This window comes from Gordonia sp. IEGM753 (assembly GCF_050321825.1).
In the GTDB taxonomy this organism is placed as follows: domain Bacteria; phylum Pseudomonadota; class Gammaproteobacteria; order Pseudomonadales; family Pseudomonadaceae; genus Aquipseudomonas.
Genome location: NZ_JBNQGB010000001.1, coordinates 1,522,465 through 1,537,836 on the forward strand (window position 1 = coordinate 1,522,465; position 15,372 = coordinate 1,537,836).

At 58.2% G+C, this 15,372-nt stretch carries 11 protein-coding genes; 8 read left to right on the forward strand and 3 right to left on the reverse strand.

What is annotated here, in order from left to right; all coding sequences use genetic code 11:
• The first annotated feature begins 312 nt into the window (after positions 1-312).
• Entirely contained in the window at positions 313-1,092 is a 780-nt protein-coding gene (locus ACQR3R_RS06920; protein WP_428271273.1) for an IclR family transcriptional regulator domain-containing protein, read from the forward strand.
• 7 nt (positions 1,093-1,099) lie between these two features.
• Here ACQR3R_RS06920 and ACQR3R_RS06925 read toward each other — a convergent pair whose 3' ends face one another.
• Positions 1,100-1,774 (reverse strand): response regulator, encoded by a 675-nt coding sequence (locus ACQR3R_RS06925; RefSeq protein WP_428271274.1) that lies wholly within the window; start codon positions 1,772-1,774, stop codon positions 1,100-1,102.
• A gap of 4 nt (positions 1,775-1,778) precedes the next feature.
• Positions 1,779-3,167, reverse strand: a complete 1,389-nt coding sequence (locus ACQR3R_RS06930; protein ID WP_428271275.1) for an ATP-binding protein — start codon at positions 3,165-3,167, stop codon at positions 1,779-1,781.
• A gap of 145 nt (positions 3,168-3,312) precedes the next feature.
• Here ACQR3R_RS06930 and ACQR3R_RS06935 point away from each other — a divergent pair, with 145 nt between their 5' ends.
• Both ACQR3R_RS06935 and ACQR3R_RS06940 read left to right on the forward strand, forming a co-directional pair.
• Positions 3,313-4,491 (forward strand): efflux RND transporter periplasmic adaptor subunit, encoded by a 1,179-nt coding sequence (locus ACQR3R_RS06935; protein ID WP_428271276.1) that lies wholly within the window; start codon positions 3,313-3,315, stop codon positions 4,489-4,491.
• 2 nt (positions 4,492-4,493) lie between these two features.
• Entirely contained in the window at positions 4,494-7,595 is a 3,102-nt protein-coding gene (locus ACQR3R_RS06940; protein WP_428271277.1) for an efflux RND transporter permease subunit, read from the forward strand.
• A gap of 130 nt (positions 7,596-7,725) precedes the next feature.
• On the opposite strand, the gene ACQR3R_RS06945 is transcribed toward ACQR3R_RS06940, so the two are convergent.
• Complete coding sequence (locus ACQR3R_RS06945) at positions 7,726-8,478, reverse strand: TetR family transcriptional regulator (RefSeq protein ID WP_428271278.1); 753 nt, start codon at positions 8,476-8,478, stop codon at positions 7,726-7,728.
• Positions 8,479-8,888: 410 nt separating this feature from the next.
• Here ACQR3R_RS06945 and ACQR3R_RS06950 point away from each other — a divergent pair, with 410 nt between their 5' ends.
• From ACQR3R_RS06950 to ACQR3R_RS06970, 5 genes are all read left to right on the forward strand, one after another.
• Positions 8,889-10,115, forward strand: coding sequence for an acyl-CoA dehydrogenase family protein (locus tag ACQR3R_RS06950; RefSeq protein ID WP_428271279.1), 1,227 nt, complete (start codon positions 8,889-8,891; stop codon positions 10,113-10,115).
• A 29-nt stretch (positions 10,116-10,144) separates the two neighbouring features.
• On the forward strand, positions 10,145-10,654 hold the full coding sequence (locus ACQR3R_RS06955) for a flavin reductase (RefSeq protein ID WP_428271280.1): 510 nt from the start codon (positions 10,145-10,147) through the stop codon (positions 10,652-10,654).
• A 108-nt stretch (positions 10,655-10,762) separates the two neighbouring features.
• The gene (mdeB, locus tag ACQR3R_RS06960; RefSeq protein WP_428271281.1) at positions 10,763-13,426 is read left to right on the forward strand and encodes an alpha-ketoglutarate dehydrogenase; all 2,664 of its coding nucleotides are present in this window, start codon (positions 10,763-10,765) and stop codon (positions 13,424-13,426) included.
• Between the two features lie 24 nt (positions 13,427-13,450).
• Positions 13,451-14,740, forward strand: a complete 1,290-nt coding sequence (locus tag ACQR3R_RS06965) for a 2-oxo acid dehydrogenase subunit E2 (protein WP_428271282.1) — start codon at positions 13,451-13,453, stop codon at positions 14,738-14,740.
• Positions 14,741-14,770: 30 nt separating this feature from the next.
• A complete protein-coding gene (locus ACQR3R_RS06970; RefSeq protein WP_428271283.1) occupies positions 14,771-15,370 on the forward strand; it encodes a VOC family protein in 600 nt (199 codons plus the stop codon).
• The last annotated feature ends 2 nt before the right edge of the window (positions 15,371-15,372 follow it).

Consider the following 15,372-nt stretch of genomic DNA (forward strand, 5'->3'; position numbering starts at 1 on the left):
GTACGTGGTTTCATTTTTACGACTATCGACGGTCGTCGTCAAATGTTTTGTGTTTCTCTGTGAGATATACGATTCTTCTGGAAGAAAGAATGAGCTTCCCCGGAGACAGCGTTAAAACGATTCTCGCGATAAATCATGGGGTTAGACCCAGCGAGTGTAGGGAAGGAAACACGCGGGGCTGAGAGGTTAATTTCTTGAGGGCAGGGCTTGTCGGTGAAGACGCCAGGCTTATATTGTTTCGCATACGCGAACAGCGTATTAAGGAGTCATGCAGAAAAGCCTGGCCCCGTGAATTTGTAATCAGGATTAGACATGAACGAAGATGCAGGCAAAGGAGGCGTGAGGTCAGTACAGCTGGCCTTGGACGTGCTTGAAAAAGTGGCAAGTGCCAGGGAAGAGATCGGTGTCAGCGAACTGGCCGTGCAGCTGGGAATCACCAAAGGGTCGGTGTTCAGGCACCTTAAAACGTTGGTCGAGCGCGGTTATTTGAGTCAGAACCCGCAGACGTCCAAATACCGGCTTGGGATTCAGACGTATGTGCTCGGACAGGTGGCCGCTAGCGGCATCGACTTGCTCAGCGCGTCGGCCGACGCCATTAGAGACCTGCGAGATGAACTCGGTTTGTCGGTGGTTTTATCGGTCCTGCAAGGGCGTCGCCTGATGGTGGTCGAGACACAACTAGGTAAATCGACACTTGAGATCGGTGTCCGTACCGGCACCGAGCTGCAACTGCATTGCAACGCACAGGGCAAGGTTGCGCTGGCGTTCGCCAAGCAATTGAGCGTTGATCAATTGCCTGGAGAGCTTCCCGCGATCACCCCTAATACCGTAACTGACCGGGTGCAGCTAATGCGCGAGGTCAGCGAAGTCAGGGCTCAAGGCTGGGCGGTTGCCATTGAGGAAGAAACGCTGGGCATTTGCGCTATTGCCGCGCCGATCATGGGCGTCAACGCTGAATTCATCGGGGCCGTCGCACTGGTGGCAACGGTTCAGAACATTGGTCCCCAGGTGAGTCTTGCGCAGGTGCAAGCGCTGAAGAAAGCGGCGCTGCGGGCATCCTGGAACCTGGGGTTCAAAGGCGAGTTACAGTGACATCACTTCACAGTTCCAGCTTGTAGCCCACGCCGTAGATCGAGCGAATCGGGTCTTGGCCTGGGCAGGCTTGTTCGAGTTTTCGGCGCAGGTTACGGATGTGGCTATCGACGGTGCGGTCGGTCACCACCCGATGATCGAAGTACAGCTTGTCGAGCAATTGATCTCTTGAAAATACGCGTCCCGGAGCGTCGCCCAGGGTTTTCAGCAGGCGCAGTTCAACGGGCGTCAGGTCCAGCGATATACCGTCGAATGCGGCGCGATAGTGCGTTTCATCAATGCTCAGGCGTGCTGTTGCGCGATTGTCCAACAATGGTCCCCGACGCAGAATCGCCTTGATCCGGGCCATCACTTCACGCGGGCTGAAGGGTTTGCAGATGTAGTCATCGGCGCCCAGTTCCAGCCCCAGCAAGCGGTCGATTTCTTCGACCCGGGCGGTGAGCATGATCACTGGCACCGCACTGATGGTGCGTAACTGTTGGCAGACCTCCAGCCCATCAAGACCTGGCAGCATCAGGTCCAGCAAAATCAGGCGCGGCTTGAATGCCTGCACGGCGGGCAACACGTCCAGACCGTTGGCCACACACTGCACGCTGTAGCCGTCACTGATCAGGTAGTCACGCAACAGCGCGGACAGTTTTGGTTCGTCTTCGACCACCAGGATAGGCGCGTCTTGGCTCATCGGTTCAGTTTCCATAAGGTAAGTGGACGACAAGCCACAGTCCGCCCAATGGCGAGGGCATCGCATTGATCTGGCCGCCGTGGGCTTCGACGATATTGCGGCAGATGGCCAGGCCCAGGCCCGCGCCGCCGTTGGCCCGGCTCCGCGAGGTGTCACCTCGGTAGAACCGTTCGAATAGCCGTGGCAGATGCTCGTCTGCCACGCCAGGGCCCGAATCGAAGAAGTCGATGGTCAGCATCTTGGACGTGGGAATCAGGCTGATTTGCAAACGCCCTCCGGTAGCGGTGTAGCGCAGGGTGTTTTCCAGCAGGTTGCTGAACAGTTGTTGCAAGCGATCAGGGTCGACTTCAAGCATGCACGGCCGTGCCGGCAGTTTCAGCTCCATGCTGAGTTCACACGCCTGGCTGCGCTCGCGGAACAACTCGACGCTTTCATCCAGCAGCGCGCCGACGTCACATTGGCTTTTGCGGTAGGCGAGGGCGCCGACGTCTGCCAGGGACAGTTGATAAAGGTCGCCAATCAGTTTGCCGAGCCGGCTGACTTCGCTTTGCAGCGAGCTCAGGGCGGTCTGGTCGAGGGGGCGCACGCCGTCTTCAATTGCTTCCAGTTCTCCGCGCAAAATGGCCAGCGGTGTGCGCAGCTCATGCGACACATCGGCCATGAAATCGCGGCGCATGCGTTCGTTGCGTTCAAGGGTCAGGGCCAAATGATTGAAGTCCCTGGCCAATTGCCCGACCTCGTCTTGAGCCGTGACCGACACCCGGCAACTGTACTCACCGACGGCCAGGCGATGGGTGGCCGCGGCCACACGCTTGACCGGCCCGAGCAGGGTTCGGGAGATCCACCAGGCAATCAGTGTGGCCAGCAGCAATGAACCCACGCCAACAACCAGACTCGTGTGCAACTGATAGCGACGAAAGATATCGCCGCCGCCTTCAGAGACGTTCTGGAACGGCGCCAGCGCGAGCCAACCCACGGTTTTACCTTCAAAGACGATAGGGCGGCTGATCGCCTCGTCACCGGTCTTGCGGTAACCGGCCACTCGCTGTTTTTGTGCATCCAGCAGGGCCGTGCGAAACAGCACTCCGGTGGAGTCCGGCATCAGTGCTTCTGCTTTCGGCACATCCAGCGGGAAATCGATACCGGGAATAGGGCGCATCAGGTCAAACAGGCGCCGCGGATCTTCACGAACAGCATCCCAATTGCCTTCCTGACCGTAGAGTTCGGCCAGCCGGGGCAGGGTTTTTTCCAGACGGGCGATCCCCTGATCATTGAGGTAACCGATGAAGCCGCGCTGAAAGCTCCAGCCAGTGGCAGCGCTCATGGCGAGAATCACCAACAGCACGCTGGCAAAGACAGCGGCGAACAGCTTGGTGGAAATGCTCAGCTTCATGGATTTGCATCAGTCGCGGAATGTGCGCCATTTAGGCCCTCTGGCGCGCAGGATTCAAGCGTGTTCGGCAATCTTCAATTTTCCTGCACATTTGCATCACAGCATGACGCCAGACCCAAGCCTTCCCTTGGATGCAGAGGCGTCAATGTCGATAAAAACCATTATCCAGTTACCAGTGACCGGTGTGCTTGTTGTGGCGCTGATAGTGTTTTCACTGTTGAGCGGTTGCTCATCGGATACCCCGCCAGGCGCCCCGGTCGTGGCTGAGGTTCGTGTGGTGATGCTAAAGGTCGAGAGCCAAGTGTTGACCACCGAATTGCCGGGCCGCACCCAGGCGTTCATGGTGGCGCAGGTTCGCCCACAGGTCGGCGGTCTGGTGCTGCGGCGCTTGTTTGTCGAAGGCAGCGATGTGACTGCCGGGCAAGTGCTGTATGAACTGGATGCGGCGCCCTATCGCGCGGCGCTGGCGCAGGCACAAGCATCGCTGGCCAAGAGTCGCGCCAGTTTGAAAGCAGCCCAAGTCACCGCGAAACGCACCGCCCAATTGGCGAAGTTCGAAGCCATCAGCCGTCAGGACAACGACGACGCGTATGCCACTGTGCAAATTGCAGCCGCCGACGTAAAGCTTGCCGAAGCAGCACTTGAGACGGCGAAAATCAATTTGACCTACACCCGTATTGTCGCGCCGATTTCCGGACGCATCGAGACCTCGGCAGTGACGCCCGGTGCCTTGGTAGTCGCGAATCAAGACCTGGTGCTGACCACGATCCAACAACTCGATCCGCTGTACGTTGATGTCACTCAATCCACCACCGAGCTGCTGCGTTTACAGCGTAAATTGGCGGCCGGCACCCTGCACAGCGCTGCCGAGGGCGAGGCGGATATGGCGCTGCGCCTCGAAGACGGCAGCCTGTATAACCAGACCGGCCGTTTGAAATTCAGCGGCGCCAGCGTCAACCAGAGTACCGGTACGGTGACCTTGCGCGCCGAGATCGCCAACCCGGATCGGCAATTGCTGCCGGGCATGTACGTGCGCGGAGTCCTGGAGCAGGCCCGCGATGACCAGGCCATTCTGGTGCCGCAGCAAGCGGTGACCCGTGCGGCCAGTGGCACGACGTCGGTGCTGGTCCTGATCGATGGCAAGGTTGAGCAACGGCAGATCACCGTCGGCCGCGCCGTGGACAATCATTGGTGGGTGACCTCGGGGCTGGTGGCGGGTGAGCAAGTGGTGGTTGAGGGTGGGCAAAAAGTGCGGGACGGTGCCCAGGTTTCGGTGGTGAATGACGCGGCTGCAACGCAAGTCGCCATGACAAAGGAGGGCTGAGCATGGCGCACTTCTTTATTGATCGACCGATTTTCGCCTGGGTCATTGCCATCGTCATCATGCTGGGCGGCGCACTGTCCATCAGCCAATTACCGCTGGAACAGTACCCGGACATCGCCCCACCGAGTGTGCGCATCATCGCGACGTACACCGGCGCATCGGCCAAAACGGTCGAAGACTCGGTGACGCAGGTCATTGAACAGAAAATGACCGGGCTGGACAATCTGTTGTACATGTCGGCGTCCAGCAGCTCATCGGGCTCGGCAAATATCACCCTGACCTTCGCTCCCGGCACCGACCCGGATGTGGCGCAGATGCAGGTGCAGAATAAACTGCAGCAAGCTCAATCACGTCTGCCTCTGTCGGTACAAGCCCAAGGTCTGACCGTGCGCAAGGGCACTTCCGATTACCTGATAATAGTCGCCCTGACCTCTTCGAACAGCCAGGTCACCAGCAACGAAATTGGCGATTACATCGACAGCAACCTGCTTGACTCTCTGAGCCGGGTAAGCGGCGTGGGCGAGGTGCAATTGCTGGGCTCCGGGTTTGCGATGCGCATCTGGCTCGACCCGGCGAAGCTGGCGAAATACGCATTGATGCCTTCGGATGTCAGCGCCGCATTGCTGGCGCAAAACACCGAAGTTTCTGCCGGGCAACTGGGCGCCATGCCGGCGGTTGCAGGCCAGCAACTGAACGCTACCATCACCGCGCGCAACAAATTGCAGAGCATGGAGGAGTTTCGCAATGTCGTGGTGAAGTCGACCAGCGACGGTGCCGTTGTGTTGCTCAGTGATGTTGCGCGGGTTGAGGTCGGTGCCGAAAGTTACGATGTGATTACCACCCTCAATGGCCTGCCAGCGGCGTCCATGGGCGTAACCCTGGCCACCGGCGCCAATGCCCTGGAAGTGGGTGACGCGGTGAAAGCCAAAATGGCCGAGATGGCGCCGTTTTTCCCCAGTGAACTGAGCCTGGAGGCCGTGGTGGCTTACGACACCACGCCGTTTGTGAGCCTGTCGATCAAAGAAGTCGTGAAATCGCTGGGTGAGGCGGTGGTGCTGGTAGTACTGATCATGTACCTGTTTTTGCAAAACATACGGGCTACGCTGATTCCGACGATTACCGTGCCTGTTGTGCTGTTGGGCACCTTCGGGGTGTTGGCACTGTTGGGTTACTCCATCAATACCTTGACCTTGTTTGCCATGGTGTTGGCCATCGGACTGCTGGTCGATGACGCGATTGTGGTGGTCGAAAACGTCGAACGTGTGATGGCCGAAAAAGCACTGTCGGCGTTGGAGGCAACCCGTGAATCGATGAACGAAATCACCGGCGCGCTGGTGGGCATCGCCCTGGTGTTGTCGGCGGTGTTCATTCCCATGGCGTTTTTCGGTGGTTCCGCGGGGATCATTTATCGACAGTTTTCAGTGACCATCGTCGTCGCCATGCTGTTGTCGGTACTGATGGCCATGACCCTGACGCCGGCGTTGTGCGCCACACTGTTACGCCCAGGCGACGTCAACCACGGTACCCGAGGCGGCTTTTTCGGCTGGTTCAACCGAATGTTTGCGCGCAATGCCGAGCGCTATGAGGGCGGGGTCGCGAAGCTGCTGAAACGCAAGCGCTCGGGCATGTTGGTGTATGGCCTGATCACTGTTGCGATGGCGCTTGTCTATGCGCAATTGCCGACCGGTTTTCTGCCCGATGAAGACCAGGGCACGCTGATGGCGCAGATCAAGTTGCCAGAAGGCGCCACCAACACTCGTATGGATCTGGCGATGCGACAGTTCGAGGAATACATGCTGGCGCAACCGGAAGTCGAAGCCGTGATCGGCTTTGCCGGTTTAGGGATCGGAGGCAAGGGGCAGAGCACCGGACGAGCCTTTGTCAGGCTCAACGACTGGAGTGAGCGCACGGGTCCCGGGCAGGATTCGGCGTCGATTGCGCGTCGTGCCAGCCAAGCCATGGCCGGCGTGCATGACGCGAACATCATCGTCAGCTTGCCACCGTCGATCCGTGGTCTGGGGCAAAGCTCCGGTTTTGACCTGCAGCTAAAGGACCTTGGCGGATTGGGGCATGAGGCGCTAGTTGCCGCTCGGGACGAGTTCGTACGCCTGGCCAACGCAAATCCGCTGCTGCAGCGGGTGCGTAGCAACGGCCTCGATGACACCCCACAACTGCGGGTAAAGATCGATGATCGCAAGGCCGGTGCTTTCGGTTTGTCTACAAGTGACATCAACAACACCTTGTCGGCTGCTCTCGGGGGCAGCTATGTCAACGATTACCTCAACGAGGGACGCGTGAAGCGGGTCTACATCCAGGGCGAGGCCGAAGCACGGATGCAAGTCCAGGATCTGGACCGCTGGTTTGTGCGCAACAGCCTCGGAGAAATGGTGCCGTTTTCTTCGTTTGCCAGTGCGACATGGTCCTACGGCTCCCCCCAATTGGAGCGTTACAACGGCAGTGCAGCCATCGGCCTGGTTGGCGATCCGGCACCGGGCGTCAGCTCGGGGGAAGCCATGACGGCAGTTGAAGCCCTGATCAAACAACTGCCCGAGGGCATCGGTTACGAGTGGAGCGGGCAGTCCTATCAAGAGCGTCAGGCAGGCTCGCAGGCACCGTTGCTCTACGCGGTGTCCATCATGTTTGTGTTCTTGTGCCTGGCGGCGCTGTACGAGAGTTGGTCGGTACCGGTTTCGGTGATGCTGGTCGTACCGCTTGGGGTCATCGGCACAGTGTTGGCGGTTCGGGCAACAGGGCTTTCCAATGACGTGTATTTTCAGGTCGGACTACTGACCACGGTCGGCTTGGCCGCCAAAAACGCGATCCTGATCGTTGAATTTGCCAAGCACTTGCAGGAGCAAGGCCACAGTCTGGTCGACGCCACCCTGACCGCAGCACGTTTACGCCTGCGACCGATCCTGATGACATCGCTGGCCTTCATGTTCGGCGTGCTGCCGCTGGCCTTGAGCAGTGGCGCGGGGGCAGCCGGACGGCAAGCTATCGGTATTGGTGTGTTGGGCGGAATGTTCAGTGCCACGGTGCTGGGGGTGTTTTTTGTACCGCTGTTTTTTGTGATGATTCGGGGATGGTGTGTCAGGAAGGGTTGAACGCCTCGATAACGGCATGAGCAGGCTCATGCCGTTCCTGTTCGCAAGCCGAGCAATTTCGCCGATGCGGCGCACGATAAATGAGCAATTCCTAAAGAATCAGGTGCATGGGTGAGAAGGGCAGAGGAACTCAGCATTCGGCGTCAGGTGAATAGGCAATAAATTGCCGGACAGCCTCGGCATTCATGTGTAGCGCCCATTCAGGCTTGCTGGCCGAAACCTCTCCGCTCAGCCACAACTTCAGGTAAGACACGGAAAATGTCACGCCGGCTTCGCACATTTCAGTGCTGCAACCCAGGCTTGTCAGTGTCAGCCGCACGCAGGCATCCATGTATTGGTTGGGACGATCCACCCCTTGTTGAATGGCCTGGATACCATGGGCTGATGCGCCCATTAAAAAGTCTGTCGCAGCGTCGAGCCGGTCGAACCTGAACTCACCGGCGGCTTTGCCGTTCTCGAGGTCCTTGGCCATGTATTCCGCGACCAGCGTGTTGTGCTGCCACGCATCGGCACGCGTGACAAAACCGGCCCATTTCGAATCAAGGAGGGCGCGCATCAGGAACAACCTGGAGGCAACAGCAGCGCGTTGCCATGGCTGGGTCAGGACGTCATAGACCGGCAGGATGTCGGTGGTCATCTGGTTATTGAGTTCCTGGCCGATAGCCACGAGCACTTGTTCCAGAGAGTCGAAATAGTTGTAGAAGGTGCCTCGCGATACGTTGGCTTCACGAATCACGTCATCGATGACCGGAGGCGAACCGCTCGGTGCGGCAAAAACACGCATCGCGGCGTCGAGCAATTTACCGCGCATCACCTCACGCTTTTTCTTGGCGACTCTTGGTCGGTGATCGGAAACGGTTTTATCGATTTCTGGTAATTGCACTGTAAGGCCTCAAACAATGACACGGCGTCAGAGTGACAATTTATAGCTTAATTTTCATAATGACAAATTTGTATAAATTAGACTTGCGTGATGGAAAATCTTGTCCTACATTCAACTCAGTTGTCGTAATGACAATATCGTCATAAAAATAACAGGAGACGAAAATGTTCAGCCCCTCACACCCCGCCGCCCGACCTCATCCGACTTCTCCCTGTGCTCGCTCGAATTGGCACGTCCTGGTTTTCAAAAGCTACTGACCTTCGAAAATCTTTGCTGACAACTAGATTCTGTCGATGTAACCAGATCGGGTGATCGCCCGCACACGGTCGAGCAGCCACTGCTTGCCGGGGCGTTCGCTCACCCGGAATTTATAAATGACATTTTAGTTCATTATGACATTCGAGGTGAGTATGAGCACAGAAGCGATTTTTCAGAACGTCGATACCCTTAGCGCATTTGCGTCTACACCGACGTTATCAGAACTGGTCAAGCGCGCGGAGGCGCTGCAACCGTTGCTGCGAAAGAACACCGTAGCGTCTGAAAAAAACCGCCGCACCGCTGATGAAAATATTGAAGCCATTCGTGAGGCCGGGCTGTTCCGGCTGATGGTTCCAAAGCGTTACGGCGGCTTTGAAGGCACGCTGCGTTCACACCTCGAAGTGTCTGCAGCGTTGGGCGAAGCCTGTGGCGGCACTGCGTGGGTCGTTGCATTGACGAACGTCTGTGCCTGGTTCACCGGTCTGTTCTCGGAACAAGCTCAGAACGAAGTCTTTGGCGCGGATCCAGATGCCCGGGTCGCCGGTGTCTTCAACGCCTCGCCAATGACCCGTCGTGTCGAGGGTGGTTTGATTGTCTCGGGCAAGTGGTATTCCTCCTCGGGGAGCCTGCACGCCGACTGGGCGGTCGTCGGTGCCGAAGAGCGCGATGCCAACGGCACAGTCGTCGCACAGTACCTGGCGCTGATGCCAAAAGCCGATTACAGCATTGAAGACACATGGTTCACCGCCGGCATGCGCGCCTCTGGCAGCAATTGCATCGTGGCGGATGAAGTCTTCGTGCCCAATCATCGCTTGCTGAACATGGCGGGGGCGATTGAGGGCGAGTACGCCACTGAATTCAAGGACGAAACCGCTTATCGCGGACTGTTCGTTCCGTTTGCCTCGTTGATCCTCAACGGGCCGCAATTGGGCCTGGGGCGCGCGGCGCTGAAATACGTCATCGACAACGCATCGCGCCGTGCGGTGGCCTATACCTCGTTTGAAAAGCAAACCGACTCAGTCGTGTTCCAGACGCAGATCGCCGAAGCCGCATTGAAGATTGATACCGCGCATTTGCGCGCCTTTCGTTCCACCGATGAGATGGATGCAGCCGCGCGCCAAGGCATCAAACTGGACCTGATAACGCGAGCGCGAATCCGCGCTGATGTGGGCTACGTCAACACTCTGATTACCGACGCGATCAACATCCTGTTGTCCGCGCACGGTGCCGGCAGTTTCTCCGAGGCTAGCCCGATGCAGCGCTGGTGGCGCGATTCCAACACCGCAGCACGGCATGCCGTGGCACTGCCTGCCGTCGGTAACGAGCTATACGGCAAGGCGCTACTTGGCGTGGAAAACACTGTTTCGCCCCTGGTGTGACCATTCCCGCGAACCTGAGGAAAATGTCTATGGACACCAAACTTCTGCGCTCGGTCATGGGCCAGTTTGCCACCGGTGTGACGGTGGTCACTTTCGTCGCCGACGGCCAGCCGGCAGGCATGACCGCCAATGCTTTCATGTCGGTTTCGTTGGAACCGCCGCTGATCCTGATTTCTATCCGCAACGCATCCAGCTTCAACCAGTTTGTCAAAGAAGGTGTGAGCTACGGCGTTAACTTCCTTGCGGAGAGCCAACGTTGGTTGAGCGGTCATTTCGGTGGCAAACCGGAGGAGGGTGCGGCCCTTCCTTACGTCTATCACCAGGACACACCGCTTCTGGACGGAAGTCTGGTGCACCTGGTGGCCCGTACCGTCGATGTTCATCCGGCAGGTGATCACTTGCTCTACATCGGTGAAATCGAGCACATCCGCGTGGGTGCACAACGCAAGCCGTTGCTGTTTTACGGCGGCCGCTATCACCAGATGCACGCACGTGCGCCCAGCGTGGAGTGGAGTGGTGCATGCGTCGACGGCTGGTGATCTCGCTGCCTGAATCGAACTGATGCCTGAACTGCCCGCATGGCGTTTCCCAGATGAAATGCCTGAGGGTTCGTTCATGCCGAATAAATGTAACCCGAGTGATTTGCCATGACCGTCAACACCCACGATTTGCCTGTGAAAACAGACGATGACCTCGACAAACAAGAAACCCTCGAATGGCTCGACGCGCTCGAAAGCATTGCCCGCAGCGCCGGCGGTGAGCGCGTTGATTTTCTTCTGCAGCGGCTCGAAGAACACGCCAGCCACTTGGGCGTGAGGCGCGCTGCGCACCCTTACTCGCAATACCAGAACAGCATCGGTCTGGATAAACAGCCTGCGTTCCCGGGTGATCTGGCGATGGAGGAACGCATTACCTCGATCATTCGCTGGAACGCGCTGGCGATGGTCGCTCGTGCCAACAAGGCTTACGGTGAACTGGGCGGGCATATCGCCAGCTACGCCTCGGCCGCCGAGATTTTCGAGATCGGCTTCAATCATTTTTTCCAGGCTGATAACGGCGACGCCAAAGGTGATCTGGTTTACTTTCAGCCGCACTCGGCACCCGGAGTCTACGCCCGAGCATTTCTTGAAGGTCACCTTGAAGAGTCGCAGTTGGGACGTTACCGCCGGGAAGTGGAGGGCGGTGGGCTCTGTTCCTACCCTCACCCTTGGCTGATGCCAGACTTCTGGCAATTCCCGACGGGCTCGATGGGCATCGGCCCGATCAGCTCGATCTACCAGGCGCGATTCCTGCGATACCTGGAACATCGCGGCATCACCGACACGTCGAAGCGCCATGTATGGGGTGTCTTCGGCGACGGCGAAATGGACGAGCCCGAATCCATCGCCGCGCTGTCACTTGCCGCCAGGGAAAACCTCGACAACCTTACGTTCATCGTCAACTGCAACCTGCAGCGCCTCGATGGCCCGGTTCGCGGTAACGGTCAGATCATTCAAGAGCTTGAGTCGCTGTTCAAGGGAGCCGGCTGGAACGTGATCAAAGTGGTCTGGGGTTCCGATTGGGATGCGTTGTTTGCCCGGGATCGCAACCATGTGCTGCTGCGCCGTTTCGCGCACACCGTGGATGGGCAATACCAGACTCTGGGTGCCAACGACGGCGCCTACAACATGGAGCACTTCTTCGACCTCGATCCGGAATTGCAGGCGCTGGTGTCTCACATGACACCTCAGGAAATCGATGGACTGCGCCGCGGCGGCCACGACTTCCGCAAGCTCTACGCAGCCTTTGCTGCTGCCAAACAGCACAACGGCCAGCCTACGGTGATTCTCGCCAAAACCAAGAAAGGCTATGGCATGGGACTGGCTGGCGAGTCGCGCAACACCTCTCACGTGCAGAAAAAACTCGATGTCGAGGCGCTCAAGGCATTCCGTGACCGCTTCGCGATTCCTCTGGACGACGAAGCGCTGGAAGAAATGCGCTTCTATAAACCGGCTGAAGACAGTGCGGAGATGCGTTATCTGCATGCCCGGCGTACGGCGCTGGGTGGTTACCTGCCTCGTCGGCAATCGCGTGCTGAACCGTTGTCCGTCCCCATGCTGAATAGCTATGCGCAGTTTGCGCTGACCCCTGATGACCGCGAAACCTCGACCACGACTGCGGTCGTTCGGCTGTTCACCAACCTGCTCAAAGACAAACAACTGGGCCCCAGAATTGTGCCGATCGTTGCAGATGAGGCGCGCACCTTTGGCATGGCCAACCTGTTCCGTCAGATCGGAATCTATTCACCGGCCGGCCAGTTATACGAGCCGGAAGATGCCGGGGCGATGCTTTATTACAAGGAGTCCCGCGAGGGGCAGCTATTGGAGGAGGGCATTACCGAAGCGGGGGCGATCTCTTCCTGGGTCGCCGCCGCGACCTCCTACAGCGTCAACGGCGTCACCATGTTGCCGTTCTACATCTACTACTCGATGTTCGGCTTTCAACGCGTCGGAGACCTGATCTGGGCCGCTGCGGATCAGCGTGCACGCGGCTTTCTGGTAGGTGCCACCGCAGGGCGCACCACGTTGTCTGGCGAGGGCTTGCAGCACCAGGACGGCACCAGCCAGCTGATTGCTTCCACCGTGCCAAATTGCCGTGCCTATGACCCGGCGTTCGCCAGCGAGGTGGCCGTGATCATCGATCATGGCAGCCGACGGATGCTCGAAGAACAACAGGACGAGTTCTATTACCTGACGGTCACCAACGAAAACTACGTGCAGGCGCCACTGAACGACGTCGATTACGACGCCGTTATCAAAGGCATGCGCCGTTTCGGCCTGCGAGGTGAAGAGGGTGCGACGCCGACAGTACGACTGCTGGGCTCAGGTTCGATTGCACGCGAGGTGATTGCTGCCGCTGAACTGCTCGCCGAGGACTGGGGCGTCACCAGTGAAATCTGGAGTGTCACCAGTTTCTCCGAACTGGCGCGTGAAGCGCGGGAGGTCGAGCGCAACGCACTGTTCGGCGGGCAAACCAATGAACAGAGTTACGTTCAGCAGTGCCTGGCGGGGAACACGCCCGTCGTGGCCGCCACTGACTACGTTCGTGGTTACGCGCAATTGATCGCTCCGTACATCCAGGCACCCTACACCGCGCTGGGTACCGACGGTTTCGGCCGTAGCGACACCCGTCCTGCTCTGCGTCGCTTCTTTGAAATGGATCGCCAACACATTGCCGTCGCCGCACTGGCTGCGATTGATCCGCAAAAAGCAACGGATGCCCGTGCACGTTATGGCATCGATGTCGCCCATGACGCCCCCTGGAACTGCTGATTTGTGCGAACGAGGAGACTGACTATGCAACAACTCATGGTTCCCGACATCGGCGACTTCCAGGATTTGCCGGTGATTGAAGTGCTGATCAAACCCGGTGACAAAGTCACGGTGGAGCAGGCGCTTATCACGCTGGAGTCCGATAAGGCTGTGATGGATGTACCGAGCACTCGAGATTGCACGATTCGTGAAGTGCTGATCAAACCAGGTGACTGCGTTTCCAAGGGCAGCGTGATCGCGCATGTCGAGTTTGCCGAATCTGCCATTGATGCGCCGCAGGTAGCGCCAGCATCAAGGGAAACCATCGCACCGGCACCGGCAACCGTTACCGCTGTTGTAACGCAGGAGCGCGCACCGGCACCGAGTTTGATTCAAGGCGTGATGCCGGCAAGCGACAGTACGCGTACAGGCTCGATGGCGTTGGCCGGTCCCGCCGTGCGCAAGCTCGCACGGGAGTTGGGAGTTGATCTGGATCAAGTGAAGGCCAGTGACCCCAGCGGGCGCATTCAGCGTGATGACGTCAAGGCGTTTGTCAAAACGCAACGCGCAAACCCCATGCCGGCGAATGGCGCGGGTTCTGGCCTCAATTTGCTGCCGTGGCCGGAAGTCGACTTCGCAAAATTCGGGCCGATCGAGCGTCGCCAGGCTTCTCGGATCAAACGTCTCTCGGCGGCCAATTTGCATCGCAACTGGTTGAGCATTCCGCACGTCACCAATCACAGCCAGAGCGATATCGGTGACCTCGAAGCATTGCGCGTCCAGCTCAATCAGGAGGCGAAGGCGGGCGATGCCAAGATCACTTTGCTCGCGTTTCTGATCAAGGCGTGCGTCGCGGCGCTGCAACGGTTTGCGCAGTTCAACGTCAGCCTTGAAGGTGACGACATCGTGCAGAAACAGTACTTCCATATCGGTTTCGCCGCCGACACGCCTAATGGTCTGGTGGTTCCAGTGATCCGCGATGCCGACCAGAAAGGCATCGCGGCGCTCGCGGGTGAAATGGCCGAACTCTCGCGTCTGGCGCGCGAAGGCAAGCTTTCGGGAGACCAGATGCGTGGAGGCTGCTTCACGGTGTCATCGCTGGGTGGCATCGGTGGAGGGCACTTCACACCAATTATCAATGCACCGGAAGTGGCGATTCTCGGTGTCGGCAAAGCGTCGATGCAACCGACATGGGACGGCTCAACGTTCCAGCCGCGACTTCAATTGCCGTTGTCGCTCTCATGGGATCACCGCGCAGTGGACGGTGCCGAAGCCGGACGTTTTCTTGCTCACCTGGTGGATTTGCTGGCGGACTTCCGCCGGGTCTCGATTTGAATCGTCACAACAAAAACAAGGAGAACGAAAATGACTGCATTGCAACGCGAAGACAAGATCACCTCCACCCAAGAACGGATCGTCCCGTTCAAAATGGCCCATGTGGTATTTCAGTGTACTGACCGCCAGAAAATGGTCGATTGGTACCGCCAGTTGTTCCAGGCGGACCTGGTGTTCGAGGATCCGGTGCTAACTTTCCTCGCTTACGACGATGAGCATCACCGTCTCGCCTTCTTCAATAGCCCGCACCTGCCGGGCAAGAGTGTCGAGGTCGCGGGACTGCACCACATTGCCTACAGCTACCGGGTGATTGGCGAGTTGCTCAGTACTTATGAACGACTCAAACCCTTGGGCATTCTTCCGGTCTGGAGCATCAACCATGGGCCAACCACTTCGCTGTATTACAGCGACCCGGAAGGCAACAACATCGAGTTGCAAGTGGACAACTTTCCCGAGCAAAGCGATGCGGCTGCGTACTTCGAAACCGAAGCGTTCGCCAACAATCCGATTGGTGTCGAATTCGATCCTGACGCACTTGCCGCGCTGTGGCGTAACGGTGCTACCGACGCTGAACTGTGCGCGGTCGGTACTTGCGCAACCGGTGAATCCAACGGCCCGAAGAAGAGGTAAGT

What these genes read in the sequence shown, in the direction of transcription:
- ACQR3R_RS06920 (WP_428271273.1), top strand. Translation starts at nt 313, where the DNA reads ATGAACGAAGATGCAGGCAAAGGAGGCGTGAGGTCAGTACAGCTGGCC.
- ACQR3R_RS06925 (WP_428271274.1), bottom strand. Translation starts at nt 1,774, where the DNA reads ATGAGCCAAGACGCGCCTATCCTGGTGGTCGAAGACGAACCAAAACTG.
- ACQR3R_RS06930 (WP_428271275.1), bottom strand. Translation starts at nt 3,167, where the DNA reads ATGAAGCTGAGCATTTCCACCAAGCTGTTCGCCGCTGTCTTTGCCAGC.
- ACQR3R_RS06935 (WP_428271276.1), top strand. Translation starts at nt 3,313, where the DNA reads ATGTCGATAAAAACCATTATCCAGTTACCAGTGACCGGTGTGCTTGTT.
- ACQR3R_RS06940 (WP_428271277.1), top strand. Translation starts at nt 4,494, where the DNA reads ATGGCGCACTTCTTTATTGATCGACCGATTTTCGCCTGGGTCATTGCC.
- ACQR3R_RS06950 (WP_428271279.1), top strand. Translation starts at nt 8,889, where the DNA reads ATGAGCACAGAAGCGATTTTTCAGAACGTCGATACCCTTAGCGCATTT.
- ACQR3R_RS06955 (WP_428271280.1), top strand. Translation starts at nt 10,145, where the DNA reads ATGGACACCAAACTTCTGCGCTCGGTCATGGGCCAGTTTGCCACCGGT.
- mdeB (WP_428271281.1), top strand. Translation starts at nt 10,763, where the DNA reads ATGACCGTCAACACCCACGATTTGCCTGTGAAAACAGACGATGACCTC.
- ACQR3R_RS06965 (WP_428271282.1), top strand. Translation starts at nt 13,451, where the DNA reads ATGCAACAACTCATGGTTCCCGACATCGGCGACTTCCAGGATTTGCCG.
- ACQR3R_RS06970 (WP_428271283.1), top strand. Translation starts at nt 14,771, where the DNA reads ATGACTGCATTGCAACGCGAAGACAAGATCACCTCCACCCAAGAACGG.